At 57.4% G+C, this 26533-nt stretch carries 24 protein-coding genes; 7 read left to right on the top strand and 17 right to left on the bottom strand.

Features of this window, described 5'->3' with window-relative positions:
• Window positions 1-723 precede the first annotated feature (723 nt).
• From SB771_RS07680 to SB771_RS07665, 4 genes are all read right to left on the bottom strand, one after another.
• Complete coding sequence (locus SB771_RS07680; protein WP_410721793.1) at window positions 724-1932, bottom strand: hypothetical protein; 1209 nt, start codon at window positions 1930-1932, stop codon at window positions 724-726.
• A gap of 44 nt (window positions 1933-1976) precedes the next feature.
• Entirely contained in the window at window positions 1977-2390 is a 414-nt protein-coding gene (locus tag SB771_RS07675; protein WP_410721792.1) for a hypothetical protein, read from the bottom strand.
• A gap of 364 nt (window positions 2391-2754) precedes the next feature.
• Window positions 2755-3666, bottom strand: coding sequence for a hypothetical protein (locus SB771_RS07670; RefSeq protein ID WP_410721791.1), 912 nt, complete (start codon window positions 3664-3666; stop codon window positions 2755-2757).
• A 116-nt stretch (window positions 3667-3782) separates the two neighbouring features.
• Window positions 3783-4379 carry a recombinase family protein gene (locus SB771_RS07665; protein ID WP_410721790.1) on the bottom strand — a complete coding sequence of 199 codons (597 nt, stop codon included), beginning with the start codon at window positions 4377-4379 and terminating at the stop codon, window positions 3783-3785.
• Window positions 4380-4739: 360 nt separating this feature from the next.
• Between SB771_RS07665 and SB771_RS07660 the strand changes: the two genes are divergently transcribed.
• The 4 genes from SB771_RS07660 (at window position 4740) to SB771_RS07645 (ending at window position 11079) form a co-directional block, all read left to right on the top strand.
• Window positions 4740-6368 carry an RNA-directed DNA polymerase gene (locus SB771_RS07660; RefSeq protein WP_410721789.1) on the top strand — a complete coding sequence of 543 codons (1629 nt, stop codon included), beginning with the start codon at window positions 4740-4742 and terminating at the stop codon, window positions 6366-6368.
• A complete protein-coding gene (locus SB771_RS07655; protein ID WP_410721788.1) occupies window positions 6361-7095 on the top strand; it encodes a hypothetical protein in 735 nt (244 codons plus the stop codon). Before SB771_RS07660 ends, SB771_RS07655 begins: the two co-directional genes overlap by 8 nt.
• 304 nt (window positions 7096-7399) lie before the next feature.
• Window positions 7400-9985 carry an AAA family ATPase gene (locus SB771_RS07650; RefSeq protein WP_410721787.1) on the top strand — a complete coding sequence of 862 codons (2586 nt, stop codon included), beginning with the start codon at window positions 7400-7402 and terminating at the stop codon, window positions 9983-9985.
• A 296-nt stretch (window positions 9986-10281) separates the two neighbouring features.
• Entirely contained in the window at window positions 10282-11079 is a 798-nt protein-coding gene (locus tag SB771_RS07645; protein WP_410721786.1) for a hypothetical protein, read from the top strand.
• Window positions 11080-11107: 28 nt separating this feature from the next.
• Here the strand turns inward: SB771_RS07645 and SB771_RS07640 are convergent, their stop codons facing one another.
• The 5 genes from SB771_RS07640 to SB771_RS07620 all read right to left on the bottom strand — a co-directional run bounded on the left by SB771_RS07640 (window position 11108) and on the right by SB771_RS07620 (window position 15340).
• On the bottom strand, window positions 11108-12214 hold the full coding sequence (locus tag SB771_RS07640) for a hypothetical protein (RefSeq protein WP_410721785.1): 1107 nt from the start codon (window positions 12212-12214) through the stop codon (window positions 11108-11110).
• Between the two features lie 63 nt (window positions 12215-12277).
• Complete coding sequence (locus SB771_RS07635) at window positions 12278-12877, bottom strand: hypothetical protein (protein WP_410721784.1); 600 nt, start codon at window positions 12875-12877, stop codon at window positions 12278-12280.
• Between the two features lie 61 nt (window positions 12878-12938).
• Window positions 12939-14021, bottom strand: coding sequence for a type VI immunity family protein (locus SB771_RS07630; protein WP_410721783.1), 1083 nt, complete (start codon window positions 14019-14021; stop codon window positions 12939-12941).
• A gap of 39 nt (window positions 14022-14060) precedes the next feature.
• The gene (locus SB771_RS07625; protein WP_410721782.1) at window positions 14061-14576 is read right to left on the bottom strand and encodes a VRR-NUC domain-containing protein; all 516 of its coding nucleotides are present in this window, start codon (window positions 14574-14576) and stop codon (window positions 14061-14063) included.
• 218 nt (window positions 14577-14794) lie between these two features.
• Entirely contained in the window at window positions 14795-15340 is a 546-nt protein-coding gene (locus tag SB771_RS07620) for a PAAR domain-containing protein (protein WP_410721781.1), read from the bottom strand.
• Between the two features lie 788 nt (window positions 15341-16128).
• Here SB771_RS07620 and SB771_RS07615 point away from each other — a divergent pair.
• Entirely contained in the window at window positions 16129-16425 is a 297-nt protein-coding gene (locus SB771_RS07615; protein ID WP_410721780.1) for a hypothetical protein, read from the top strand.
• Window positions 16426-16441: 16 nt separating this feature from the next.
• Window positions 16442-17080: a hypothetical protein gene (locus tag SB771_RS07610; RefSeq protein WP_410721779.1), complete on the top strand. Its 639-nt coding sequence runs from the start codon at window positions 16442-16444 to the stop codon at window positions 17078-17080.
• 52 nt (window positions 17081-17132) lie between these two features.
• Here SB771_RS07610 and SB771_RS07605 read toward each other — a convergent pair whose 3' ends face one another.
• Window positions 17133-17384 carry a helix-turn-helix domain-containing protein gene (locus SB771_RS07605; protein WP_186165079.1) on the bottom strand — a complete coding sequence of 84 codons (252 nt, stop codon included), beginning with the start codon at window positions 17382-17384 and terminating at the stop codon, window positions 17133-17135.
• Between the two features lie 233 nt (window positions 17385-17617).
• On the opposite strand from SB771_RS07605, the gene SB771_RS07600 reads away from it, so the two are divergent.
• Window positions 17618-18193: a hypothetical protein gene (locus SB771_RS07600; RefSeq protein ID WP_410721778.1), complete on the top strand. Its 576-nt coding sequence runs from the start codon at window positions 17618-17620 to the stop codon at window positions 18191-18193.
• Window positions 18194-18362: 169 nt separating this feature from the next.
• On the opposite strand, the gene SB771_RS07595 is transcribed toward SB771_RS07600, so the two are convergent.
• From SB771_RS07595 to SB771_RS07565, 7 genes are all read right to left on the bottom strand, one after another.
• On the bottom strand, window positions 18363-18674 hold the full coding sequence (locus SB771_RS07595; RefSeq protein WP_410721777.1) for a hypothetical protein: 312 nt from the start codon (window positions 18672-18674) through the stop codon (window positions 18363-18365).
• A gap of 343 nt (window positions 18675-19017) precedes the next feature.
• A complete protein-coding gene (locus SB771_RS07590; RefSeq protein WP_410721776.1) occupies window positions 19018-20670 on the bottom strand; it encodes a DUF927 domain-containing protein in 1653 nt (550 codons plus the stop codon).
• An 87-nt stretch (window positions 20671-20757) separates the two neighbouring features.
• Entirely contained in the window at window positions 20758-21936 is a 1179-nt protein-coding gene (locus SB771_RS07585; protein WP_410721775.1) for a phage/plasmid replication protein, read from the bottom strand.
• 178 nt (window positions 21937-22114) lie between these two features.
• A complete protein-coding gene (locus SB771_RS07580) occupies window positions 22115-22297 on the bottom strand; it encodes a hypothetical protein (RefSeq protein ID WP_410721774.1) in 183 nt (60 codons plus the stop codon).
• Window positions 22297-22620 (bottom strand): helix-turn-helix transcriptional regulator, encoded by a 324-nt coding sequence (locus tag SB771_RS07575; RefSeq protein WP_410721773.1) that lies wholly within the window; start codon window positions 22618-22620, stop codon window positions 22297-22299. The genes SB771_RS07580 and SB771_RS07575 overlap by 1 nt, the downstream gene beginning before the upstream one ends.
• Before the next feature lie 369 nt (window positions 22621-22989).
• Entirely contained in the window at window positions 22990-24249 is a 1260-nt protein-coding gene (locus tag SB771_RS07570; RefSeq protein ID WP_410721772.1) for a tyrosine-type recombinase/integrase, read from the bottom strand.
• Window positions 24250-24517: 268 nt separating this feature from the next.
• The gene (locus tag SB771_RS07565; RefSeq protein ID WP_175662638.1) at window positions 24518-26533 is read right to left on the bottom strand and encodes a sodium:solute symporter family protein; all 2016 of its coding nucleotides are present in this window, start codon (window positions 26531-26533) and stop codon (window positions 24518-24520) included.

Here is a 26533-nt window from a genome sequence, read left to right as displayed (position 1 = left end):
CTTCTAAGGCTTGGTTGCACGATCCGCGCCGAACATTGAGGTTCTGGCAGGCCGGGCCCAGCGCGAGTCTGCCGCTGAGCGGTTGGCGCGAGGGATTTTGATGCAAAACTAACGTAGCTTGAAGACGAACCTGCAATCAATAGCTCACGGGGCAACGGCATGAGCCTGAACTACAATTCGCGCATTATTGCAGATGCTCGAATCACCAACGTCAATGGAATGCGCGGCTTGGGAGTAAGTATCCTGCGCCTAAATGTAGAGTTTCGTAAGACACCGTGGAAAGCCGACGAAACGCAGATCGGTGCCAGCGTGCTATGGGGAGTTTTGAACTTGCGAACCGACTCTGGAATTGCCCGAGAGTTGGGGCGTGTGCATCCCGATCTTCCGATTCATCTGGCTCCAAGCCCTGACGGCGGTATTGTCTGCCACACCTTTTCCATTGCTCTGAGTGACGCTCAAATGTTCGCCATCGAAGAAGTGCGGACAGGCGGAAACGTCGAGCTGAGGTTGAATCTCGTAGCATCGGGATTCTCTGCTCAATACGGTCACCTAGCCATCACGGACGACATTCCTTGCACGGTGAACCTTAGCGACTGGGCGCGAATTTTGAAAGAGCTCGGGCACGGCGATGTAATCGTGCTCGGCGTTCACCTTCCCATTGGGGAGGAGGCAGTCCCGCTGCGCTCAGCCATCGAGTTTCTCCACCAAGCCAATAGGCATCTGTTAAATGGCGAGTACGACGCAGTCGTCGCGCGGTGCCGTTTGGCCATCGAAAGCGCGCAGAAAATTCTTGGCGATGAGGCTGCCACACGAGATGCGATGCTGTTGTACCAGAAGCACCGTGTGAGCATGTCGACACTTCAGCGTGAACAGATGATTCGAGAGGCCGTAAGGAACTACACTCATCTCGCACATCACGTTGATAGCGAGGGGGGAGTAGAACAGTATGGGCGCTCGGACGCGACCTTCCTTCTCATGATGGCGGCTGCGGTAATCACGAGAGCCGCAGCGAGAGCGCCAGCTCATAAATGAGGTCGGGGGTGTTCGCCGCGCATCACGTAGAGCGCTCGATTGGTTGATGCGGCGGACTGTCTTCTCGACGTCGCTAAGCGCCGCGTCGATCTGATTCCTTTGAATGCTCCGAACCTCGCGTGCGAAGCCCTCAGTGCCTAGGGCCGACTTGATGCCGCTTACTGAATCCATGAGGCTACGACTAAACGAGCTAAAGGCGTCGTAGTTATCTTGTTTGACGGCTGACAGAGTTGCAATGTCCAGCCCGTCCAAAACAGGCACGTTCAGCGAAAGTAAAGCTTGTAGGTGACCATCTGATAGCCAGTCGTGTCGCTGATGAAAAAGCGACGCGGCACCGAAATGTCGAGGAAGATCGACTTCGCGCTTCAGGAACTCGAGTTCCATAGCTAGAGGCGGGATGAACGGAGCATAGACAACCTGACCGGTCCTCATGTAGTCCCGTCCGCGGCCACCAATCCAGTCCAAAAATTCCGAAGGGATTGGGTGGTAGTTCGAACCCGCATAGGCGACGTGCAGTCCGTTGTTCAAGGTCTTGGTTGTATTGGTCCAGTAGAGGTCCGGACGATAAAGCAGTGACAGCGGCGACGGTGGGAGCTCGCGAAGTTCATTCAAGGTATCCGGCAAAAATCCCGGTAGGTAGTCGCCGGTCGGGACCGGCATATCGCGATAACCCGCCCTGTCCGCAGCCCAGTCCCGTGTGTCCCGAAGTATCAACGTGTCTGCCAGCAGAAAGAGGCGCCTTGCGAGCGTCTCGAAATTGCTGAACGACCGCACGTTCAGGATAAGGTTGAATCCGTGATGCGCCGTCAGGGCCGCGGACAGGGCTTCGCTATTCGCTCGATACCAGAATTCGACCAGACCAGTAAAGTCGTCTGAATCGCGTTCAGTGAAATCGAACAAGTCTCGCTGAATTCGCGCTAGAAGCATATCGGGGCTAGGTTTGATCATTGGTCGCGTTCGGCAAACGTTCCTAGATTCCACGGTATCGGTTGGCGTAGACTCCGTTCGACATGGCTTATGTAGCGCGACACGTCGGGTGCCCAATCAAAGTAAAGTCCGGCTCCAGATGCACGAATTTCGTCGGCGGCTTCCGGAGTTACTTCAAGTTCATCAGAGAACAACAGCCTCTGTTGCTCATCGCCGACCACATGGACCAATACGTCGAACCTGTACTGACCAGCGGCGAACCTAAACACCTCCCTATTTGGCGCAAGCAAGAAGTGGTGGTTGGCTTCAACACCGGTTTCGCCGACGAATAGACCGCTTCCTCGGACAAGCTTTTCTCGCTCGCCATAGACCCAGATATTGAAAACCTGCTGCGCCTCGTCACGGGTTAAGAGGACATGCATGCTTTCCACTACTCGGCCTCGTTTGGACGTGGCAAACATCAAGGATCGTAAATATATCTTTGGCGATACTGAGGCGCCCTCCCATCGCGAACTATCCGTCCCAAAGAAAATCTGGGTCGGGCGAGTCATCCTTACCGTTCCCCGGTGAACCAGCGTGAGCCAAGCTGTAATTACCGATACGGCGAGAGCGAGAACTGATATCGTCACTGAGACCACTTCCGCCATATGCTTTACCTCATCAGGAAGACGATGAATCTCACGAGAAAAATAGCCTTGAGCGTAATGGCATGCCGCTGCACCAGCCTGATGGCATCCCCTTGGCGTGCAGGTTGCACGCGCCGTAGTTCTGCATTACGCAACGAAAGCGTCGAGGTCAAGTTTCGTACGTTGAAGGATTCCTCAAGCATTCTCTGTCTGCGCCGTTGAATCGTCCGTGAGGCTGGAAACTCATTAGGTTTCCATGCTTTAGAACTTGGTAGCAAAACTCAGTGCGGTGCCGCGGGGTTCCTTCGAGAATATCGTTGTAGTCAATCCACCCCCAAACATACACAAATTGATTACCGGCTGCGACGTGATCGAGCAGGGGGATAGGAATGTCGACATGTGCCGAGTGCGCTTCTGCACGAGGACCGATCATCAATAAGCGGCGGCTTGCGCCTGCGCGATCCGGGAAATCAAAATCTGCAGGCATCGGTTGATTCATTGGTTGCCAATTAATATTGCAGAGCGCGTTCTTCGTCGGCGTGCTCCCGCCGTTTGACCATGCAACGGCGATCCGCCAGTTGTTGACCAAGCCCGGATCGGAAGACTCGACCTCTGTGGCGGTAATTTCACCCACAAAAACATAGGCGCGTAGCTGCCTCTCGGCGGTGGCGTCAGCCCCGGTTACGAGTCGACGCGTAGCTCCCCAAAGTCGAGCGGTATAGAGCGCCAACGCGCCGGTGACAAGTACGAGTAAGCCAGTGAATCCGACCAACCACCATTCAGATGCGAATCCCCACAGACGTTGTGTTTCTGGAACCCCTTGCTTCTGACTGGATGCGACTTCCGACGTAGGTTCCGTGCTTGGGAGCACGCGTACGACTAGCGGCATATCCTCAGTCCCGCGTCGATCGACTGAAGCTTGCTTGCTCACTCCGTGGATGACTCGTTTTGTGCCTACACTCGCTGCGTTTCCATCCATCAATTGCGAAGCACTTCCCCCGATAGAGATCAAGCTCATGACGCAGAACAACACGGTCCTCAGCAATGCAGCGGATACGTTCAACATATGGCACACGTCCATGAAAATGATCTCATGCCTTTTTGCTACTTATTGTGCGCGCCAATGAATTCCGCGGCTTTGCAGGACTGGCAAACCTATTTGCCACGATGTCGCGGCATCAATTGTATGGCAACGGTTTAAGCGCTACGCTCGGCACACGCCCGCTTGACGGTCGCCGTTCCAACGCCAAAGGTCTCAGCAGTGACGCGGATGCTCGCGCCGTGCTCTTCCCGCCATGCTCTGATCGCCGCGTAGTCGTGTGAGCGCGCGCGCCCCCTATATTTTCCTTCAGCTTTTGCGAGCGCCACACCCCGACGCTGCATCTCTGCACGATTCTTGTAATCAGCCTCCCCCTGCGCCGCCATGAACGCGAGCACAGCGTCGCGCGTCGCCTTCTGGATCGGGTCTTTCTCGTTACCGTCAAACGTCATTCCGTTCAGCGTGCAGTGAACGCGCACACCCAACGCCATGAGCCGTTGCATCGTTCGGTGTAACTCGTCGTAGCGGCGGCTAATTCGGTCGAGCCAGCGCACGATGAGAATACCGCCGTGCCGTAGATCGTGCTCGACTTTCCGCCATTGCTCCCGCTCGTCAGGCGCCACGTGGTAGCCGCTCACCCCCTCGTCTATGAAAATATCGGCGTCGCACACGCCGTGACTTCTGGCGTCCTCGTATTGGCTCGCGGCGGTCTGGCCGTCCGTGGTCGATATCCTGCCGTAGTACAGTTTTCTCATGATAGACCCGGATCAATAGGGTTGATAGATCAATTCTATCATGGATCGAAAACACGGTTGACTCTATTGATCCAGGATGGCGGCCCCTGGCACTTGGGCCATTACGGTGTACCCAATTGAGCCGTCTCTCACTGGCCCAACCGAAGCATCCACTGGCCGGTACAAATCAACGTCCCAAGTGACCGGACGACGGCCCCAAGCTGGTGAGCTCCCGCGAAACCCTTGGCTTCGGCGGGAATGCAATCACGACGTCCGCAAAAATTTGCTTGCCCTCATGATCGAGCAATCCGAAGGATATACTTTGCGTACCCGCAGGCTTTGCCCTGTGACGCAACTTCTCGAGAATAGGCGAGCGTTAAAATGCCAGAGGTCACGTTGCAACACTTTTCCCGCGCCGCGGCGGATATCGGTGCGCACGGCGACAACGATACTCTTCCGTTTGATTTGGATACTCGATTTGTGCAGCAGCGACAAGCCGAGTTCGCGGACGTGGCTTTTGGCCTCTTCGACGAATTGCAGCGAGATGGTTCAAGCAACAGCAAACGCAAGATAGACGCCCTGAGCATCTTCAATGAGCGTCTTCTCACGCCCACCGGATCGGCTGGGTTTCGCGTTACGACAAAAATTCATCCTTTCTGGTCCGTCTACTTCAATGGCCTAGGTGTTGCAATAGCCGATGCGCTTGAAGACCAACGTGATCCTCACGCGCGTTCATACCGCTTCCGGCGCGACGGCACCGAGGAGTTGTTTGACAGAAGCTTCTCGTGGCGATCGTTCCGAGAGGCTACCGTTGCTGAGGCCCGCAGCATGCCTGACGATGCGATAGTTGTTCAGACCGACATTTCCAGCTTCTATGAGCATGTTTCGCATCACTACGTCCAAAACTCAATCAACGATCTTTTTCCTGACGGCCGGGTTGGCAATCAGATCACCGCGTTACTAGGGAAATTTTCGGCGGGCCGCTCGTTCGGGCTTCCTGTCGGCGGCCAAGCATCGCGCGCACTGGCTGAACTATTCTTGAATCCGGTCGATCAGCGCATGACCGTCAGCGAAATCCGGTGGTTCCGGTACGTTGACGACTATGTGCTCATCGCACCGTCGAACGCCGATGCGTACCGCGCGTTGTCGGTACTTTCCTACGCTCTGGCAGACTACGGCCTCACTCTAAACCGGGGCAAGACCGTCATGCTGACGACGAAGCACTATGTCGACTACGTCACGGCACAACTGGGCGGCGACGAAGATGGTGCATCCCGACTTCGGGCAGTCGACCTGCATTTTGATCCGTATTCGGACACTGCCATCGACGACTATGAATCACTGAAGGAGACGGTGGCGACGTTGGAGGTTCAATCGATTCTGGCCCAAGAGCTTGAAAAAGCTCTGCCGGATAACTTTCTTGTCACCCAAATCAGTAGAACGTTAAAGCTTCAGCAACCTGTAATCGCTCTTCAACTTGTAGCGACGCTTCTCGCGCCGGAGAACCTTCACGCCTTTCGGGGGTCGTGGTCGACGATCATGCGAGGGATAACTGGTCTGCGGGCGGACCCAGCGTTCGATAGCATCGCGCCGGAAGTTGATTCCATGCTTGACGCAATCGCAGACCATTCGTCTCACTTGCTTCGGGCAGAGGCCAGCATACTGCACTATCTGCGAACTCTACAGGCGCGGCGCACTACTGAGCGTGCGACATTCGTCCAGCGCACCTATGAACGCGCTCGGTCCGAAACGGTGAAGCGAGCGTGCATTGAGTGCTGGCGGCGCTGGAAGGACCGAGCTGCGTTCACTGCTCTCCGCGGCACTTGGTCGAGCATGAGCCCCGAATGCCAGCGGTTAGTTTGGCTGGCAGCGGATTCGTTTGGCGATCAGGGCGATGGATTCAGGCGCCAGGTCGAGCTCAATTTTAAACACGCCCTCAAATTGGGAATTGAACGGCAGGACAAGGCGACGTTTGCGTCGATTTATGAAGGATGGTGCTCCGATGCCTAAGCTGCTGCATGACCCGCGGACCGTGGCGCGAGATGTGCCCGGCTTGTTTGACGCCGTGTTTCCTCGGTTGACCACCGGGGTTGTTGCGTACCTGAACAAAAGGAAAAGCTCTGCCTCGGGGATGCAGCCGATCTCCGCCGAGTTGCTCGAGCAAAGCAGCCTCGACCGCGCAATGTTGTTCGAGCTTGGTGTTGCTGCGGGCGAGATGCTTTTAACGTCCGGAAACGCAAACTGGGAAGAGTGCAAGCGGGTGGCGCTGGCAAGACAGCGCCGATACTTCGACGCTGAGCTACCCGACAAGATCACGGACGTAGACCAAGTTATCGCAGAGTTGGTCGGGCGGAACATTGCCACGAGCATCGGTCAGTTTGCAGTTGAGCGAGCGCAACCTGTCATTGTCGCCCCCCTTATACCTGGTCTTCGTTGGGTATCCTCCGGCCGCGGTGACTTTTCGACGGGGCCTAGTCTTATTGAAGTCAAATGCTCGAATCGGAATTTTTCAGCAGCGGATTATCGACAGGTAGTACTGTATTGGTTGCTTGGATATGCTGCGGCAGTCGAGAATCGTGGGCAGGAGTGGTCGGAGGGTATTCTGCTGAATCCGCGCTTGGGCCACTATGTTTCGTTCAAATTTGACGAAATTTTGCATGTCATCGGAGCTGGGCGAACAAAGGTCGAGGCTCTGCAGCTCTTTGCGTCTATGGTTGGAGACGACCGCTTGCGCTAGACCGAAGTTCGAGCATCGATCGTTGTTGCTCTTGTCAATCGAGGCGCGAGGACATACGCTTATTGGACGTCGGCAGAGCCAGTCGAATGAGAACATCGTAAGGGGCGACCATGGCAACGGGGAAAAAGGCTGCGTCTGACGCGGCAAAGATTCTGCGCGATCCGAAGTCCAGCAAAAAGCAAAAAGAAGTGGCGGCTTCCGATCTTTCTCAGCGCAAAGGTGCGACAAAGACCAGGACAAAAACAAGATAAGAATCTGCGCAGTTCGGCATGGTGTGCCGAAGGCGCAACCGCGTGGGGGCAGGATGAGTAAAGACTCATTTGAAGAATGGTTGGCCGAGCGTCCGCGCTGGCTGCAAACGGCGGCTGCGCGGTTGCTCGGATCGCAACGATCGCCAGAGGACAAGGATATAAACGCCCTTGCCGAACTCTGTCTTGCCGAGGCGGCGAAAGATCAAGCCGCCGTATACGAGAAGGTGCCTACAGGTGCGTTTGCTGCTGCGATCGCGGCGCTGAATATCAGATTGTCCAAAATCGAGAAAGTGAATGGAGTCAACGCGATCCGGCAGGACGCCACACTCGATTTTGACAACAAGGATTTCGTCATTGTCTATGGTCCAAACGGTGCCGGGAAGTCCGGCTTTGCGCGGCTGGTCAAAAACGCGTGCGGTGCGCGAACGCGCACGGACCTTCTTCCCGACGTCTTCTCAGTGAAGTCCGTTCCACCTTCGGCAGAATTCGTGGTGGTGCAGAATGGCGCGTCCGAGCCCGTTGAATGGACGGCGGCAGCGGGGCCAGCCGCAAAGCTCCGGCATATCCACGTTTTCGATTCTGCCGTCGCCGCCTCGTACGTCAACGATAAAAATGTGGCGTCTTATGAGCCGCGCCGCATGCGGTTCATCTCGCGGCTAATCGGAATATCGGAACTGGTGGCCGCCGAATTACTGCGGCGGAAAAACGCGTTGCCGACAAAGCTTCCGCTAATGCCGCCGGACCATACTGACACGAAAGCTGCGGTATTCTGGGCGGCGATTAAACCTGTGACAACGCAGGCAGCCGTAGATGCCGCGTGCGTTTGGACCGCAGCTGACGTGGACGAGCGCCTCAAGATCGAGACGAGCCTAAAGCAGCAAGACATTTCCGGTCGCCTGAAGGAACTGGAGCGCCAGAAGAAGCTCCTCGTTCAGCTTGAAAACGAAGTGAAGAACCTTCGTGATGCGCTGTCGGATGACAAGCTGCTCGCAGTTCTGAATGCTCGACGGGACGCGGCCGAAAAACGGAAGGCGGCTACAGAGGACGCCGAGCGCGTGTTTGCCAATGCACCGCTCGATGGCGTTGGAAAGGAAAGCTGGCGCCTGATGTGGGATCAGGCGCGGCAGTATTCGGAAGAACTGGCTTACCCGGATAGATCCTTCCCTGCTGTCGATGAAAGCGAGGATAAATGCGTCTTGTGTCAGCAATCGCTGGATGACGCGGCGCGCACCCGGCTGTCGAGCTTCGAAACGTATGTGAAAGGCGGACTTGAAACTGGGGCGAATACTGCGGAAAAGCTGCGCGACTCTTTGATCAAGGCTTTACCTGCGTTACCGTCCGTCGACAAATGGCGCCTCGACGTTGGACTCGTGAAGATCGAAGCAACCGACGCTGACAGCTTGCTTGAGGATATTCAGGCTCGCCGCGCGGCGGCCGAGACAGCTATTGTCGCGGCCGACGTGCCGCCAGTCAGCTGGGCGCAGTTGGATGAGGGAATGGTCGCTCTTACGGCATCGCTGTTGAAAGAGGAAGCGATTCTTACCGAGTTGCAGAAAGATGGGAAAAAGGCCGAACATGAAAAGACGCTGAAGGAGCTTCGCGCGCGCGAATGGATGACGCAGCAGAAGACTGCTCTGGAAGCGGAAATTGTTCGGAAAGGCATCATCGGCAACATTGACGAAGCGATCCGTTTGACGGGCACGAATGCTCTCACCCGCAAGAAAAACGATCTCACGGACGAGGAGCTTGCGAAGGGCTATCAGGAAAGATTCCTCGCCGAGATATCGGCCCTTGGCGGGAAGCGCCTACTCGTCAGTCCAGAGCCTTTGCAAGAGGGCAAGGGCCGAATTTCGTTTGCGCTTAAGCTACGCGACACGAAACAGAACGCCGCGGCCCATGCCGTTCTGAGTGAGGGAGAAAGCCGGATTGTCGCGCTGGCAGCCTTCCTCGCCGATATCACCGGCTCTGGGCAGTCGATGCCGTTCGTTTTTGACGATCCGATTTCATCTCTCGATCAGGAGTTTGAAGAGCGCGTTGCCGATCGCCTGGTTGAGCTGTCGCGCACACGGCAGGTGATCGTTTTCACACACAGACTGTCATTGCTGGCTCTTCTAGAAGATGCGTTGGATAAGGCCAGCAAGAACGCAGCGGCCACGGGAGGCGGTTCGCCGTCACGAGCCTTCATATCCTTGCGACGACTTGGCACGCTAGTGGGCGTCGTGGATACGCTTGATGTGAGAAGAGAACGTCCCGACAAAGGCTTCGCGAAACTGCGTGATCACCGGTTACCCGTTTTGCGCAAGCTTATAGATGCGGGCGATGTGGGTTACGACAATGAGATGAAAGCGGCCTGTGGCGATTTTCGAATACTCGTCGAGCGGTCCGTCGAAAAGGTCATGCTGAGTGGCTTAATCGAGCGGTTCCGGCGCTCCGTCCAGACTCAGCAGATTCGCGCATTGGCGAAGATTACCCCAGAAGATTGTGTGCTCGTCGATCAGATGATGACGAAATATTCTAGGTTCGAACATTCGCAATCCGCCGAGGTTGATGCCAATCTTCCGGGCGTTGACGAGCTGGCTGATGATCTCAAAACTATGATCGATTGGATAGGGGAATTCGACAAGCGCGCGGTGGCGTAGAGATGAGGCATTTTCTTACGCTTGCGCCGACGAACTTCCGAGATTGGCCGGGAGTTGGCGATGATATTACGCGTCAAAAGCGAACTTTGCGTGGAACGGAGATCGACTTGGACGCATCGGACAACATGATTCAATGCGTACGTTGCCCCCGAGATCTATACCGCAAATACTGTAGAGTAGGCAGACGCCGATTAGCAACAACACATCAGCGCAGATTGATTGAGGGTTGATTTCATAACCGCCGTTTTGGATCGCAGGTTTTGCGATTGATATCATTTTTTTGCACTAGGAACACCATGTCCGCCAACATCTCCACGTCAATTGAATCGATTGAGAAATGCCTGCGCGAGGCTGGCAACGCATTTCTAAGCGCGTGCTACAACCGAGGTGGCGGAGACCATGACGACGATGATGACGTCGCCGACTACTACGTAGAGAGAGCGTTCGTTGAGCTGCTGATACTTCTTGAACATTTGGGGCTAGTCGAAACCTACCGAACCGTCTCTTCGATGCTTATTGAGGCTCGGAAGAACTTCGCTGATAGCAAGATGGGACCGGAGGAGCCGTATCTGGTTTGGCCTGAAAAGTTGAGAATGTTTGTTGACGGAGTCTCCAGCCTCCACGGACTGGGTGATACCGCCAAGTCGGAAATGCGGGACCTGACAGCAATCATCAAGAGATCGCTCTACGTCATCTGTGATACCAATCTCTTTCCGAAACTACCAAGCCGCGAGGCTGACGTGCATGACCGCATCGAGGCCATACTCAAGTGCCACTTTTCGGACCTAAAGAGAAAGCCCTCCTTGAACAAACCTATCAAGAATTTTGAACCGGACACCGGCATCCCATCCTACAAGACACTGATAGAGTACAAATTTGTGACGAATGGAGCGGAAGCCAAGCGTGTCGTGGACGAAATCCTTGCCGACACAAGTGGATACAGATCATCACAATGGAAGAATCTGCTATTCGTGATCTATGAAACTCATCGCGTCATGCCGGAGGAGAGCTGGACCTCACTCCTCCGGGAATGCGAACTTGGGAGCAACTACGACGCGATAGTTCTGTCTGGCGACGCGAAACCCGGAGTCTGACTTTGCTCGAGCCGCCAGCGAAGGCAGGCTAACCTCGAGTACCTCGCGGGACAAAAACACGAGTTTCGCACTGCCACGACGGCCCTACGCCTTCGACATCCAACTGAAATCTGAATCGCTGCCAGTCACCATCGGCCTCCGGCAGTAGTTGCTCGACCTGTCGAACTCGCGTCACGCTATGCATCGGCGTATATTCCTGCCTCCCGATTGGGTCGCGATAAGGGATACAAGCCAATCGGATCACCTCAAGTTTGATCAACCGGGGGAGCCACGGAGAACCTCTGAGGTCGTCAAAATATTCCTTGATTCTTGCTCCAAATGTCGGACTCGAGGAAATCTCGCCGCGCAAGGTGGATAAACACATCGAAATTTTTTGTGGAAGAGAATCCAAACCAGACACGATAGCAAGGTCGCCATTCGAAACAAAAAGATCGTGTGCGTCATTTAGCGCAAGGTCGGCCGGTAAGCGGTGGGCATTCGTACGAGGGACGCTGGGGCGCACGTCGCACGAAATGATGCATCCGCGATCTGTCTTTTCCCATGTAGGCGCTGCGAGTAGCTGTCGACCGTCGCCTAAGGCGTTGACTAGCACGTAACGATCATGCGGTTCAATGCTGGCGAAACTCTCGCTGAACCCAATCAGCGCGGGGATGTCGCCAATCAAGAAGTGATCGACATGTATTCTCCAAGATGTGCCACTAGCTCCAACCAGCTCACCCGTAAGAACGAGGTCTGGGCCGATCGCCACAAAATCCAAGTCCGTGGTCGATCTGGAACTCGCATGGTCGACCCCATACAGGCGAGACTCGTGATCGGATTTCATCGTGCGCAGAACATCTGCCGTGTAACGATTTGGCTCTCGATCGATCAGGATGCTGTGATTCGAACATAACCAAATTCCGTTCGCGATGTCGGAACGCTCGTTCGCCTTCATGCCTTCGAGATATCGTGGCCCACCTGGCGAGGCCGCGTGTATGTGTGCTGCCACACCAATACTGACGATTGCGCTCGGCGAATCTTCACCGGGAGCAGAGGTACGAATTCCGCACCCGGAAAAGGAACAGCGGTGATCGGCGCGCTGTGCGAGAACTCGCTTGGTCTTCTCGGAAAAGTCGTCTCGATTAGATTTGGCCATATTGGGGCTCCCAAGACGCTATAGAGGCTGCATCTTGCGAATTCGATCGATCCGCGTTCGACGCTAATCTTGCAACTCGGAGCGCATCTGTTTGATCATGCGAGTCAGAGCGCACTGAAACTCCTCGTATGCGTCAGCGGCCGGTTGCTGGAACTTTGCCGTTGGATTTGGCGCTTGGAGAATCGAAATAGTATCGCCGCCAATCTTTATCCTGCGCGGTGTTGCAAGGCAGTGAAGCGACGACCATTTACGAATATGCTCAGCGACATCTTGATATAACCTGATCACGGCTTCAGACCCAATAAGATACAGCTTTGCGTTGATTTCGCTCAATTCCCTGTCCAGCGAAAACTCCTCCGCGTTCTGCACCTTCTTGATGGACTGTTCCAGCGCGACAATGACACTCGAGTAAAGGTCTTTAATTTCCTGCCGCCGTTCCCGAGATTCGATCAGCGACCGTTCGTTTGTGTCTCCGGAGGATTTCAGTTTCCACGCAAGATATGCGCTACTCAGCGCGAAGATACCGGCAATGACGGCAGCGATAACGACCCCGTAGTCTTTCATTGCGGACAAGTGATAAGTTGTGGGTGGCTCGGCACATGTTACCTGATCGGCGCTTGTCCGCTGAGCACGATTCATCGATGGGCCGTGGCTGGTATGCATCGAGCGCGCCGGATCGAACGTTGGCGCGCCCCTGACCCTTACGGACCGAGCGTCGCGAGAGTTATAGGGAATTGGGTAATGCGTTGGCCGCCGAGAGAGGTGGCGCGTCGAGGATAGCCGCCTTGGCAGCAAGCAGTTTATCTTCGTCGAACTCGAATCTGCGAAGCCATGCGGCGGTCGATTCCTTGGTGTTGTAGACGGGAGCATCGCCGTTGACAGTGCCTCGCTGAAGGCTGTCGAAACGCTCGGCACGGATCGGACGCAGGGCTTTGTCTAGGACGATGTAGGCTGGAGGTGGCGCTGGCAATTCATCTTCGCTGTCGGACAACCCCGATTCGGGCAACACACCTGCTCGAATAAGGACACCGGCTCCATAGTCTCCGATGGAGAACCAATCGGGAGGCAATTCTGAACGTAGCGTCCGGACACCGCCAACCCGCTCGAACATTTCCTTGCTGATCGCTGTCAGCCAATCAACACTTTTGATCTGGTCCCGCAGGTCGCGCTCAGCGTTCGCGCCGGGATAGCCGACATCAAGTCCAGGCATGATCTGGCTGATCCAATATTCGGTCGACTCATTCTCCGTCTGTGCGGTTGGCGACAGGTTGACGGCAAAACCGGCATGGCCGCGCAACGCGTTGAGCCGCTGAGCGAAGCGGAAGAACAGACGAGCGAACATGTCGGGGTCTTCTTGAACGGTGACGACCGGAAGCGAAAAGTAAAGCGCATCGACGCCGCGTGTGCCCATTTTCTCTTCCCAGCCACGCATTCCGAAAACGTGGAACTCCCAAAAGCCTGCGTCGCTCGCGCGTTCGCCACTCATGTAGTCGAAGTCGAAGCGATCGTTTTCACCGAGCTTGCCAGCAAGTTCTCGCATCGACTTAGCCTTCTTGAAAGCTTGCGCCGCCTTGCCGTTATGCCAAAGGAATGTCAACCGATCACCGGCCACTGCGCAATATTCGTCGAAGCACTGCGCGACTGCCTCGCGGACCGTCACATCATAGGCTTTCTCGAAATACAGGCAGCCCCGAATGACGACCGCCGCGCCGATCCCCTCGTGTGAATGACGAGGTTCCAACAGGGCGTTGGGTATGAGGGCCTTCGACTGGTTCTCCTTGGCCCATTGCAAAAAATTCTTGTCCATCGTGTGTCTCAGTCAAGCGCGGCAAGCGCTCAAAGGCTATCAGGGAATGGGCAGTGGCGGGAGAGGCGGCGGCATGCCACCAAACCCCGGCAGAACTGGCGGACGCGAGGAAAAAAGCGCGCGAAGCGAGCGACCCAGCTCGGACACCGCGTCGGAAACTGCGGCCTTGACGGGATTCTCGTCGCCATCATCTTGCGAGCAGTCACAATCGCTAGGGCTAAGCACAGTCGTCTTGTCGGGAGAACCGGCGATTCGGCCGTCAGCGGCCTGCTGTTCCCGATCGATCGTCTGCGGTGGAAACTTGATCTCTACCACGGAGCGCAGGTTGTCCTGCGTCGGGGGACGTGAGGGATCGCTGACGATGACCACATCCGGGCGGCGCACCGCCCCTGCACCTGCTGGGTAGGCGTCCAACCCGCCGGGCCAATATTTCTGAATCCAGCCGGGCAAGTAGGAATGGGGCTCCAGAGGCGTGGCTGAGCGCATGATAGGCGTGGGCGGCTCCTTGGACATGTCGTAGTTGACTTCGGCCTTGTAGGGGCTTTGCCACTCCATCGACTTGTCCAAGTCTCTGAGATTGCGTGAGACGCACTGCTGCTTCAAGTCCGCCCCGTCTTTGCCAGCGTCGGGCTGACGGCTGCACACGCAAATGGCTTTGCAGAGAACTTTTTTGTCCGTCGGGCTGAGGACGGTTGGCCGAAGGCGGACGGCCGTTGTTTGGCCACCCCCGGACAAACGGCCTTGGCCAGAACCTGCTCCGTAGGTCTCGCCGCTCATGCGTTACGGTTCCAGCCGACCGCTTGGGTTGATGCCGACGAAAACTGGAGAGATGCGGGCGCGTCGGCCTCATGCCACTCCGTGTAACCGTTCAAGTCAGTTTCGCCAGAGAGGGTTCGGCCATCGGCGGTGTGCAATGTGTACGGATGGTTGGGGACCGGTTCGCCAGTGGTCTCGTTAATGACCTGGAACCGGCCGCGATATCGACCATCTGAACGATCCGAAGTCTCGTGGGAAACCGACGCTCCACCGCCAGCCACCATGCCCGCGCCGGTCGGAACGTTGGCCGACGCAAGCGATTGCGACGAGATCAGTGTCGCGCCACAAGCTGTTTTGTCACCTTCGAAAGCCGGTGGACGACCGTTCATATTCATGCCGGGGTTTTTGCTCGTGACAATCGGATATGCGCCGCCGCATTTGAGGCAAGAGACCATGTCTCCCAGTCGCGCGATTCGCTTGCCGTTAATTATGCTGATCGAGGCGCAGCCGAATACCTTTCCGCCATGGGAGGTCGTGTCGCCTTCAACGATAAATGCGCTCATTGGTTTACCGGATGCTTGGACGCTCGTCACTGTACATCATTTGTCTGCTGATAAGGTGAACGCGCGATGGCATATACCACGGTCACGAACCGGTAGCGTTATCGCTCCGAGAGAAGTCTTGCTTGGACAGGCTGAAGCTCGCAAGAACTAGGTTCGGCGCGACCTCTCCAAACATTCGGACTACCAAACACCTAAATCAACTCGATTTGCTCAAAAATTAAGCAAAATTGCCATTTTTCGACTCCCAAACGGGCAAATGCAGCGATAGATCCGCCGCAGAATTAATTTCAATACCCTTTCATTCTGAGATGTGCGCCGTGCCGCCGCTGCGTGACCGGCCCCTACCCAAACCCTATCCGGGGCAAACCGAAGCCGCTAGCGGGCCGGAAAACGGGTCGGAGGGCCATTCGCGGTGCCCGCGAAGCGTCCGAAGCGCGGCTGGCTTGCCGGTTCGGTAATTATTGCCGATTTTGAGGGAAATCGATGCGTCCCTGTTTTTATGAACGAGTCGTTTGTGCTACATTTCTCCCAATGAAGGGCCGTCCGCAGCCGTTTTGGTGCGATTTTGGGAAAAATCGCATTGTTTTGCCGTCTGCCCCTGTAGTGCCTGCCCGCTTTCTGGCTCCGCCTGAGAGTTGGACCTTCAGCAGTGCCCTCGGTCCAATTCGCCGCACCTCTTTTCCTGAAACGCCACTGTAGTCGCCTCGCGTTTCAGTTTTTCTAGTTCAGAGCCTGATCCCGAACATCCGTTCGGTGCCGTTGCTCGCCTTAATAAATTCGGATACCTAATGATGAGAGCGATTCATCTCGAACCCCTGTTTCCTCTTGGACGCATCCTTGCCACGCCGGGAGCGATTGATCTGCTCGATAGAACCGGCACCAATGCCGATGACCTATTGCGACGCCATTTGCGGGGTGATTGGGGTGTCGTCTGTTCGGCCGACGCGTGCGCCAACAATCTGGCCGTCGTGAATGGCACTCGCATCCTCTCGGTCTACGAACTGGGGGGCCGCCGGGAAAAATTGTGGGTGCTCACCGAGGCGGACCGCCGAGCGACGTTCATTATCCGGCCCTCCGAATACTGACCCGATGGAGGCCACCGTGCAGAAACTCCATCCGGCTCTTCGGTCCGGCCGACGCCTTACGCTTACTGGCTCCGATATTCCGGCATTCAGTTTCCAAGGCTGCTGGGACGGCGGCTGCGCGCTGCATGCGACGGCAATGGCGCTTGCGATGCTTGGTTGCTTGTCCGATCCGCTACGTGTGCCGTCGCGTCGTCGCGACTGTGAAGCGGAATTCTGGCGTCGGGCGCAGCCGTTTTACCTCTCCGGCGTGTCGCTCGAAGAACTGCAAGCGCTGATTCGGGAACTCAAATGGGGATTGCGCCCGACCTGCTTTGAGGGAGCGCACGCCGACGTTTTCCGGTTCACCGAACGAGAAGTGTCGCGCGGTCGACCGGTGATCCTGACGTTTCGACAGTCGCGCCGGGCGACCCTCCACGCGGGACTTGCCGTCGGCATCGAAGGTCGGAGGATCGGCCGAATCTTCGATGGACACACGTTGTTAGTGGTCGATTCCGCCGAAGCGGAACCCGTACTCGCGACCTACAACGCGCGGCTGACGCGGACAGAGGACCACCGTGGCCGCCCCACCGGCCACGCGCAGTACATCACCGGGTTCGATAAGCGAAAAGTCGCACTCACCGGCGCAATGTCAATCCGGGGCAGCAAGCCGCCATAGCTCGTGCGGCCCTTGCCCGCCCACTTTGACGTGTGCAGCCTTCTGTAAGGACTTACGGACGCTCAAACAATTGGACGGGCTCGACGTCAAGGGCAATTGCCAAACGTTCAATGTTATCGATTGATACGTTCACTCGGGCACGCTCGACTTGACTGATAAACGTGCGGTCTAACCCAGCAGCAAAGCCCAGCTCTTCTTGAGACAACGACTTCGCGACGCGATTGGCGCGGATGTTGTAAGCCAGCACGTCCCGAAGGGAGACGAGTTTAGCTTTGGGATCGGGGCCTCGGAGCGGTGCGGACATGCCCCGATCTTTACGATATGATGCGTTTTCATCTACGGACTTTGCATCACATAACGGCTGTACGAGGATTCTACGAAGGGAGCGAGAGATCGTGGACTATGCCGCGCTATACCAATAGCCAAGTCGTGCAATGACGACGGCAGCACCGATCCCGCAAGGGGCTTACTCGGACGCCCGGACAATTTCCATTCAACTGTAGGGCTATCTTCTATTCGTTACGGAGACCAGAAACCATGAGAATTTCGCGAATTTCGATCGTTCTCGCCATCATTGCGCCTGCCGTCGCAAACGCGCAGATGAACCAGATTTTTGGGGCGATTCATTCAGCTCAGTACGCCGTCACAGAAGTGAAGAACCTGATACCACAGCAAGACACCGCCCAGCAGCAAGCGCAGCAAGCTCAACAGCAACGGATCGACTATCTGAAGCAGCACTCGCCTTGCAACGCCAACTGTCCGCTCGATGCTGATGACAAGCAGAAATATGAGGCTATGCAGCGGCGCGATCAGCAGCAAGGGCAGCAGCAACTTGACGCTGCGCGGACAATCGCGGGCATGTGTCCCGACCTGACAAACTCGAAGTTCAACTCTGGGGAACGGATTATTCGATGCCGCAATAAGGGGCTAACGGAGGAACAACAGATGGCCTTTGTGGGTGGTTTGCCGGTAGTGGCTCAAGCCTATGCGACTTCCATGGTCCAAGATATCTACGAAGACAACATCGTCGATCCTGGCAGGGGCAAGGCAATTTCTGAGTATTACAACGGTTGCATGCAGCGCGGAACGGCGTGCGCCCGGCCGAAGTGGTGATTCGGGCCGTCGATACCCAGTGGCGACAATTGCGCTGGGTTGCCCCTGCAATTGCGGAGCGCTAGCAGCAACGCGGGGATTTGACTCGCAGCACGATATGTTCAGCGATGTCAGTCGGGGCTACCATGGGAGCCCCGACGTTAAGCACGTTGTTCCTTCGCTTTCTCATCTACACCTTAACGTTATGCGGAATTGGCGAACCTGCGGCTTGCCAGATCGTCACGGCCAGTGCGACGCGAGTACTCGTGGTTGATGAAGCGAACGGTTCCACGTCGTCGTTGATGAGGTAGTGATGCCATTGCCGATCCTCGCCCTCGGTCGACAAGGCAAGAATCGTGCAATCCGGCATTCGCGCGGCAACCGCGTCTTCAATATTCCGAAAGTTAGGGCGTGTCGTCTCAATGACTACGACGCCGTCGTTCGAAAGATCACTGCATACTGCGTCGAGATCAATCGGGTCTCTGTGAAAATCGATCAGCATGAAATCCCCGCATGCATCCTTGAATGTAGTTGCTCGTCTGGCGGTTTCCGGGTCGTGAGGGACATACTATACAGCGTCACTGCCACCAGTGAAGCGCCTCGAGCGCGGGCGAGGTGATCACGGACTGCTGTATCAGCCGCATTCAGCTCACAACCTCTTGCGCCGGGGACGAGACTTGACGGAGAACGGTTCAGTGATCCCCAGCGACTTACGCGAAGCGTGGGTTTGAACGCCCGTGGGCTAACCTCATTGTTCCTCACGCCACCTCATATTTCGCGTAGATTTGTAGATTCGTATAGCATCGGGCGCGTGTCCATTGACCGACAAGCGCCCTGTACAGCTTCTACTCCGCAAATATCGCGTCCTTGCGCAAGGCGTAGGTGCTCGGCTTCAAGTTGGGATACCCGACCACGACAAACTGACTCGTCGGACGACCTTGCAGCCCGGGAACCAGAAGTCCCTTCCGGACCAAGGCATCTTTAACTGCCTTCTTGCCATACTTTTCGTTGATTTTGCGCATGGCCTGCGGGAGCAGCAACACCATATCCGTGCCGTTTACCGTGTGGGTGAATCCGACCTGCGTGTCACGATCGGTATCGCAAAATGCCGAATACGGCGGCAAGCGATTCCGATGCCTCAGCACGAGGTCGCGCACTTCCTCCGCAATGTCGTCCTCCCGCGTATGCGAATCCGCCCGGTACTGCTTTAGTGCATCAGCGAAGCAGCGAAGCATGGCGTCAACGACTTGCCCGTACGTGACACAGAGTACGCCAGCGTCAATAGCAACGAACGCCGAAAAGGCCGCAAATGCGAAGTGCTCAAGCATGCGCTCTTGAACACCGTCTGCAGCATCTAGGTTGCAGCCCTCGCGAATATTCGCCTTCAGTCCGGGATAGTAGTCTTCGTGCTTTCGACGAACCGCCGGGATGCTCGCCGCAATGTACTTGCCAAACGACTGCCATGCGATCCCATGCACCTCACGCAGCTTCGAGCGAACCACTGCGGAGAACGCTGCGCCGTTCCTTTCACCGTGCAGGTTGTCGAACGCGCCGTGCTGGCCGTTTACAGGCAGCGTAATGAAGCGTGCGAGCTGACCAGCCACCGCTTGCTGGCCGCTACGACGAATACGCTCAGCCGGGCTTTCTTCGCCCGCCGAGATAATCACGGTTGACAACTGGGCCTGATCGGCAAGACCGCCGTTCGTCTTCGCGCGCAATCTGCCGCTCCCGTTCGTGAGGCGATACACTGATTGCCCGAAAGACGCGATATTCGACTGGCCGAGTTCGTCAATGATGAGCGGCAAGTCCTTGTGCTGCGCCGCGTACGCTTCCAAACCGTTCGCGGTCGCTTCCCAGTTAGCAAGGACCTCCGGCGAACCAATCAGGGCTTGCACGAGGCGCAGGATCGTCGATTTTCCAGTGCTGGAGCTGCCGACCAGATTCACGCAAACGCCGCTCTGACCGAACAGCTTCAGGAGCGCCGACGCGAAGGCGAAGCAGAGTGCGACGATCATGAGTGCATTGCCTCTGCACAGGGCTGTCAGAGCGTTCCAGTCCGCGAGCGTACCCGCCGATGGGCGCACGTTCGCCTGAACACGGACTACGCGCTCGACACGATCGGAAAAACGTTCGTTGCCGAAAACGTAGCTCAGCTCTTGGCCGTGGTCGATCCATCCGTCGCGCTCTACACGCAGAATCGTCGTGCCGCCGCGGCAGGTGCGCAGGAAATCCGCGACGTGCTTCGGCGCATCGTTCGAGTGCAGATCGACACCGTGTTCGATCAGGTGACGCGCAAGCTGCTTCGGGCTCAGGATCAAGGTGACCGGAATCTCGATCTCCTTCCAGGCGTCACCCGCGCCCTTGATTTCCACCAGGTACGCGGGATGGCCGCCGTCCGCATTGACTACTTTGGCGATGTACGTCATTTCGGAGCACGGCAACTTCCACACGTCAGGGGGCGCGTTGAGCGCCGCACTTTCAACGTCAGTAAGGTTCATATTGTTTGGTGTTCCATTTGCGGCCCGCGATGCCTCGTGATAGCGCGGGCCGTAGTTGAAATTTGCGTCATGCCTGTTCGTACAGTTCTACGCGATCCTAGACACACGCCCCTTTACGGGAGACGGCAATGCGCTTGCTTCACAGGGCAGCGGTGCGAACCGTGCCTCGATCAACCGCGTCGGTGTCGGTTTGATACGCGAAGCGGTCAGCACTTTCGCCAGCGGCACGAATTTGGCGCGCGCGGGGGACTTCAGGTCGATCTTCTGCTTGCGGAACGTCGCGCGATGCCGAGCCATAGTGCGCACGGAATACACCAGTTCCATCGGCGCGTTCAGCTTGTGCAGCGCGACGACGGGTCGAAGGCGATCCGGCACGCCATCGAAGTCGGCACGGGTCATCCCCGACGACACGACATTGAGGACTGGGACGTTGCGGTAGTAGCGGTTGAAAATCTCCTTCGGCGCATCGCCACGCCATGCCTTAACGTTCTGCAATCCGCGCTTCTTCAATTCCGCACTCCGCAAGCGAACTTCAATGCGCAGCAGGCCGTCACACTCGTTGCACATGGCATCGAAGAATCCCTGCTCCTCGTTGCCCCCGCGCTTCGCTTTGGGGAGGTACTTACGGCGTACGTCTTCACCCTTGTCGTAAAAGATAATGCTGTAGTAGCGGCTGTTTTGCGGCGTCCAATAGACCGAGGTGAACGCCTTCCTCACCATGCAATCGTGTTCGATCAGTTGGCGCGCGATCTGACGCAAACACGTCTTCACGAAACGACCCGAGCCGAACTGCAGGTTGACGGCCAAATCGACACGATGCAACGTCACATGCTCATCGATCAGTTCCTGCATCGGCACGACAAACGAAAATCCCAGCTTCTTCTTGAGGTGCGAGATCACGCACGCCAATCCTTTCGCGAGACGCTGCGAAGTGAACACGTTCTGACCGAGGATGAACCCGAACAGCGAGCCTTCCACGCGCAACGTCTTGGTGATCGGGTTGTATCGGACCTGCAAGCTGTGCATGCCGTACTTTCCAGTGACCGGCAGGCGGTTGGTGCTGCTGAACACAAGTTCGCCGTCACCGTTGCTAACCAAGCAGCGTGTCTGATTAGACACGTCCCACTCGATGCCGCTAACCGTGAACTCGACCGTATCGACGTTCACACAGTCGGCCGGGCGGAACGCCATGCCGATCTGCGCGAGCGTCGTGGTCGTCGCTTTCAGAGGCGGGCTGACAATTTGACTCGGACGAACCCTCATCATGCATCCTTGCGCAGCGATGCCAACGGTTGCGTGATGAGGCTATCCGAACCGCATGCCAATTCGTCATCCGCCGGTTGATCTTGGATCATGGATTTTTTCATAAGCATACCTATGTAACTAGAAGGATGTCATATTGGGTATATAGAGTATGTAATTACAGCCGACCGGAAATTCGCGATCAGCCGATATCGCGCGCACACGCCGTAATTGGCATCATCCGCAGCAGCGCCATTGCGTTAAAGGTTGCGGTGCAGCTCGAGATGGCCGAGACAATACGACTGCTGCCAATCACGAGCACGACGCCAGCAGTCGGCGTCATCTCACCGACTAAAGGCGACACGGTTCGCGGCTGTTGCGTCATTATTCGGCCCCCTTCGAGGCGAGGAATGCCTCGATTGTGGACAGGGGCCACACACGGATGCGGGCAGTGATGCGTAGCGGCACGAGCTGGTTCGATTTGACGAGCTTGTACAAAGTCGTCCGCCCGATCTTGAGTATCTGGCAGACCTCGTGCGCGAGAAAGTTGGGTTCGACGCCGGGCGCACTCGGATTGACCGTGCCAGTGTCCGACAGCGGCACGGCGACCGCATGCTGCGCAACCTGCGAATTGGTCGTGACCAGAGAGCCGTCCGAAAGGGCAGCGGCCAGAGGCGACGGAACGGGAGATTTTTTGCGTGATTCCATTTGCGTACTGGTTCGGGTTGACACACGTTCATGTGTGCAACGTCCAGACGCAGAAGGGGCTACCCGATCTGTTCACGCACGCGACGGCGATTCGCCAAAGCATGCGCTGCGCTGGACGCGCAAACATAAACAGACAGGTAAACCCCGCTCACGCAGTGTGACGGGCGTTCAGCTGACGGCTCCGAATCGGCTAACGACTCCGACTCGGGAACTTCACCGATTTGGTAGATATAGGTGGTCGATTTGTCAGAACCGATCCGGCTCACTGCTCCGGATCAGAACACTTCGGCAAACTGGCCTACCGATCTACGAAGACAGAATCTAGTACGCGAAATCTAGATTGTCAATCTTCGTAGCTGTTCCTTGGCGTCATGCGTGTTCATCTGAAGCCGGTACGTGATTAGGTTCTGTCGGTGCGGATGGCATCGCCACCGCCTGCTTACTGTCGCAGTATTTGTCCCAGTCTTGCATCAACGCCGCACGCTTCGCGAACAGATCGCCGCGAGCATATGCCGCTTCGGCCTTGTCCTTGATGCCATGCGCCAGCGCAGCCTCGCAGACTTCGCGCGGATAGTGTGTCGTTTCGCCAGCCCAATCGCGGAACGTCGAGCGAAAGCCGTGAACTGTAATATCGTCGCGCTTCATGCGCTCCAGCAGTTGCAACATTGCCATGTTGGACAGCGGCTTCTTGTCGCGAGCTCCCGGAAAAACATAGTCCCCCCGCTGCAATTTCTGCTGGGCCTTGACAAGTGCAATCGCGCGCTCCGAGAGCGGTACGCGATGCTCCTTGCGCATCTTCATACGCTCGGCCGGAATGGTCCAGACGCCTTCGTTCAGATCAAATTCCTGCCAAGTCGCGCCAATCGTCTCGTTTGTTCGCGTGGCTGTCAGAATAAGGAACTCAAGTGCGCGCGCGGCAGTGCCTTCCGCAGTTCGCAGAGCTTTCATGAAGTCAGGAAGGTCCGCGTACGGGAGAGCTGGGTGATGTTCTACCTTCTGGACGCGGGAGCGCTTCGGCAGCAACGTGTCCAGGTGGCCCTTCAAGCGTGCAGGATTTTCGCCAACGCGGTAGCCGCGAACCGTGGCCCAGTCGAGTACCGACTCGATACGACCTCGAACGCGGGACGCCGTTTCGGTTTTCGTCGTCCAGATCGGCTCCAGCACCTTCATAACCAAAGCGGTATCGATTGCAGAGACGGCGAGCGAATCGAAGATCGGATACGCGTATGTGGCGAGCGTGTTCGTCCATTGGTCCGCGTGCTTGGCGTTCTTCCACGAGGCCCGGTGCGCTTCGATGTACTTCTCGGCGCAATGCTGGAATGTCACCGCATTGGCTTGTGCGATCCCCTGCGCCGCTCGTTCAGCGTTGCGCGAGTCGATAGGATCGATGCCGTCGAACAGAAGGCGGCGGCAGTCAAGGGCGCGTGCTCGGGCGTCAGCAAGACCGATCGTGTGTACAGGGCCAAGACCCATTCCGCGCGCTTTGCCGTTCCGCATGTAGCGGAAGAGCCACGACTTGACCCCGGCAGTAGTGATCTGCAGATACAGACCGCCGCCATCGGCATACAGCCCCGGCTTGGTTGTCTTGGTGACGGTCAGTGGACTCAGTTTGTTTATGGCTCTCGGCATAGATCAACTATCAATTCGACTATCAAATGATAGTGTGATTGTAGCGCAGTTCGTTTTCGTTCACTTGACGACGAATTCCCACAAACCCCAATGGAGGCAAGGGCCTCATCGATATTTCGTGAACTTTGGCGAACGCCGATGCATTCAATACTGACGGACCCTCTCTCCGCCAGAATTCAAATGCCCGCGCAAGCGGGCATTTTCGTTTGTGGCCCGCCACCCCGCCCCTCCCAAACCGCCCCCGGTTGGCCGTCCCAAGCGACTCCCCTCACGGATGCCGAATATAATCCACCAACGCCCTTGTATATTCATCCGGCGGCCGATCGACCAGACTGACCACGATCGCCACCACAAACCCCGCCGGCACCCCGAACACGCCTGAACTGATCGGCTCGATCCCGAACCACGTCCGCCCCGCAAATCCCGTCAACTGCGTGAAATACGGGTACGTCGACACGATGTAGTACACGCACACCGCAAGCCCCGTCACCATCCCGGCGATCGCGCCGCGCGTCGTCGTCCGTTTCCAGAACACCCCCAGCACGAGCACCGGAAAGAAACTGGACGCCGCGAGCGAAAACGCCGCACCGACGAGAAACAGGATCTTCCCCGTATTGAGCGACGCGACATACGACGCGAACAGCGCAACGCCGAGCAGCAGCACCTTCGAGACCGTCACGCGCCGCTGGCTCGATGCATCGGGCGCGACCATGCAGTAATAGACGTCGTGCGACAACGCATTCGCGATCGTCAGCAGCAATCCGTCCGCGGTCGACAGCGCCGCGGCCAGCGCACCGGCCGCGATCAACCCCGACACGACATACGGCAGCCCCGCGATTTCCGGCGCGGCCAGCACCACCATGTCCGGCTGCATCTGGATTTCCGACCAGTGGACGATGCCGTCGCGAATCACCTCGACGACGCTGATCAGGTCCGGTTCGAAGTGATGCCACTGCGTGACCCACGCGGGCAGCTCGGCGATCGGCCGCCCGACGAGGCTGGTGAGAATCTCGTACTTGATCATCACCGCGAGCACCGGCACGCTCAGGTAGAACAGCGCGATGAAGAACAGCGTCCAGCCGACCGAGCGCCGCGCGGAGGCCACCGACGTCGTCGTGTTGTAGCGCGTGAGGATGTGCGGCAGGCTCGCGGTGCCGAGCGACAGGCACAGCAGCAGCGCCAGGAAATTCCGCTCGCGCGGCTTGCGCTCGTCGTCGCTCGCGGCAGGAAACGGCTCGTGCATCGGCACGGGCGGCTCGGCGCGCGCCAGCAGGTCGTCGCGCGCCTGGGTCCAGATCACGCGCGCGCCCGTCGGGTCGCGCGGGAAGTCGGCCAGCTCGCGCTCGCGCTGATTGATCTCGCGCAGCGGCCCGTTGTGGCGCCGCAGGTCCGCAAGCTGGTCGACGAGTTGCCGGCGTGCGTCCGCATACGATCCGGGCAAGCGATCGAGCTGCGCCTGGACGAGCGCGGCCTGCCCGCGATACGCATCGCGCACCTGCTGCTCCTCGGCCGCATCGCGCACCTGCGCCTCGCGCGCCGCCACACGCTCCATCAGCTTGCCGTAATTGAACTGCGGCACCGGCCCGAGCCCGTTCTTCATCGCGATCAGCGACACGGGGATCAGGATCGCGCTGATCAGGATGATGTACTGCGCGACCTGCGTCCACGTGACCGCGCGCATGCCGCCGAGAAACGAGCACACGAGAATGCCCGCGAGCCCGCAGAAGATGCCGATCGCGAAGTCGACGCCGATGAAGCGCGTCGCGATCAGCCCGATCCCCTGGATCTGCGCGACCAGATAAACGAACGAGCACAGGATCGCCGCACCGGCCGCCAGCGCGCGCACGGCCGTACTCGAAAAGCGCGTGCCGAGAAAATCGGGAATCGTGTAGCGCGCGAGCTTGCGCACGTACGGCGCGAGCAGGAACGCGACGAGGCAGAACCCGCCCGTCCACCCCATCACGTAGGCGAGCGCATCGTAGCCAGTTGCGTAAAGCGAGCCGGCGAGACCGATGAACGACGCCGCCGACAGCCAGTCGGCCGCGGTCGCCATCCCGTTGAACGCGGACGGCACGCGCCGCCCGGCCACGTAGTATTCGACGAGATCGGACGTGCGCGACAGCAGCCCGATCACCGCATACACGGCGATCGGCACGAACAGGAATACATAGCCGATCCAGACGCCCGAGCCGGCCGCGCGCTCGATGCGCCACAGCAGCAGCACGAAGCCCAGAAAGCCGAGCGTATAGAGCGCGTACGCGCGAATCAGTCGATGCGTCAGCAT

The sequence above is a fragment of the Burkholderia sp. SIMBA_051 genome, assembly GCF_046534915.1.
Lineage (GTDB): Bacteria > Pseudomonadota > Gammaproteobacteria > Burkholderiales > Burkholderiaceae > Burkholderia > Burkholderia ambifaria.
This window is presented reverse-complemented; position numbering and strand designations above follow the sequence as displayed.

Bases quoted from the DNA above. Each gene is read 5' to 3' on its own strand.
- SB771_RS07670 (WP_410721791.1), bottom strand. From the start codon at position 3,666: ATGGACGTGTGCCATATGTTGAACGTATCCGCTGCATTGCTGAGGACC.
- SB771_RS07665 (WP_410721790.1), bottom strand. From the start codon at position 4,379: ATGAGAAAACTGTACTACGGCAGGATATCGACCACGGACGGCCAGACC.
- SB771_RS07660 (WP_410721789.1), top strand. From the start codon at position 4,740: ATGCCAGAGGTCACGTTGCAACACTTTTCCCGCGCCGCGGCGGATATC.
- SB771_RS07655 (WP_410721788.1), top strand. From the start codon at position 6,361: ATGCCTAAGCTGCTGCATGACCCGCGGACCGTGGCGCGAGATGTGCCC.
- SB771_RS07650 (WP_410721787.1), top strand. From the start codon at position 7,400: ATGAGTAAAGACTCATTTGAAGAATGGTTGGCCGAGCGTCCGCGCTGG.
- SB771_RS07645 (WP_410721786.1), top strand. From the start codon at position 10,282: ATGTCCGCCAACATCTCCACGTCAATTGAATCGATTGAGAAATGCCTG.
- SB771_RS07640 (WP_410721785.1), bottom strand. From the start codon at position 12,214: ATGGCCAAATCTAATCGAGACGACTTTTCCGAGAAGACCAAGCGAGTT.
- SB771_RS07635 (WP_410721784.1), bottom strand. From the start codon at position 12,877: ATGCATACCAGCCACGGCCCATCGATGAATCGTGCTCAGCGGACAAGC.
- SB771_RS07630 (WP_410721783.1), bottom strand. From the start codon at position 14,021: ATGGACAAGAATTTTTTGCAATGGGCCAAGGAGAACCAGTCGAAGGCC.
- SB771_RS07625 (WP_410721782.1), bottom strand. From the start codon at position 14,576: ATGGAGTGGCAAAGCCCCTACAAGGCCGAAGTCAACTACGACATGTCC.
- SB771_RS07620 (WP_410721781.1), bottom strand. From the start codon at position 15,340: ATGAGCGCATTTATCGTTGAAGGCGACACGACCTCCCATGGCGGAAAG.
- SB771_RS07615 (WP_410721780.1), top strand. From the start codon at position 16,129: ATGATGAGAGCGATTCATCTCGAACCCCTGTTTCCTCTTGGACGCATC.
- SB771_RS07605 (WP_186165079.1), bottom strand. From the start codon at position 17,384: ATGTCCGCACCGCTCCGAGGCCCCGATCCCAAAGCTAAACTCGTCTCC.
- SB771_RS07600 (WP_410721778.1), top strand. From the start codon at position 17,618: ATGAGAATTTCGCGAATTTCGATCGTTCTCGCCATCATTGCGCCTGCC.
- SB771_RS07595 (WP_410721777.1), bottom strand. From the start codon at position 18,674: ATGCTGATCGATTTTCACAGAGACCCGATTGATCTCGACGCAGTATGC.
- SB771_RS07590 (WP_410721776.1), bottom strand. From the start codon at position 20,670: ATGAACCTTACTGACGTTGAAAGTGCGGCGCTCAACGCGCCCCCTGAC.
- SB771_RS07585 (WP_410721775.1), bottom strand. From the start codon at position 21,936: ATGATGAGGGTTCGTCCGAGTCAAATTGTCAGCCCGCCTCTGAAAGCG.
- SB771_RS07580 (WP_410721774.1), bottom strand. From the start codon at position 22,297: ATGACGCAACAGCCGCGAACCGTGTCGCCTTTAGTCGGTGAGATGACG.
- SB771_RS07575 (WP_410721773.1), bottom strand. From the start codon at position 22,620: ATGGAATCACGCAAAAAATCTCCCGTTCCGTCGCCTCTGGCCGCTGCC.
- SB771_RS07570 (WP_410721772.1), bottom strand. From the start codon at position 24,249: ATGCCGAGAGCCATAAACAAACTGAGTCCACTGACCGTCACCAAGACA.
- SB771_RS07565 (WP_175662638.1), bottom strand. From the start codon at position 26,533: ATGCTGACGCATCGACTGATTCGCGCGTACGCGCTCTATACGCTCGGC.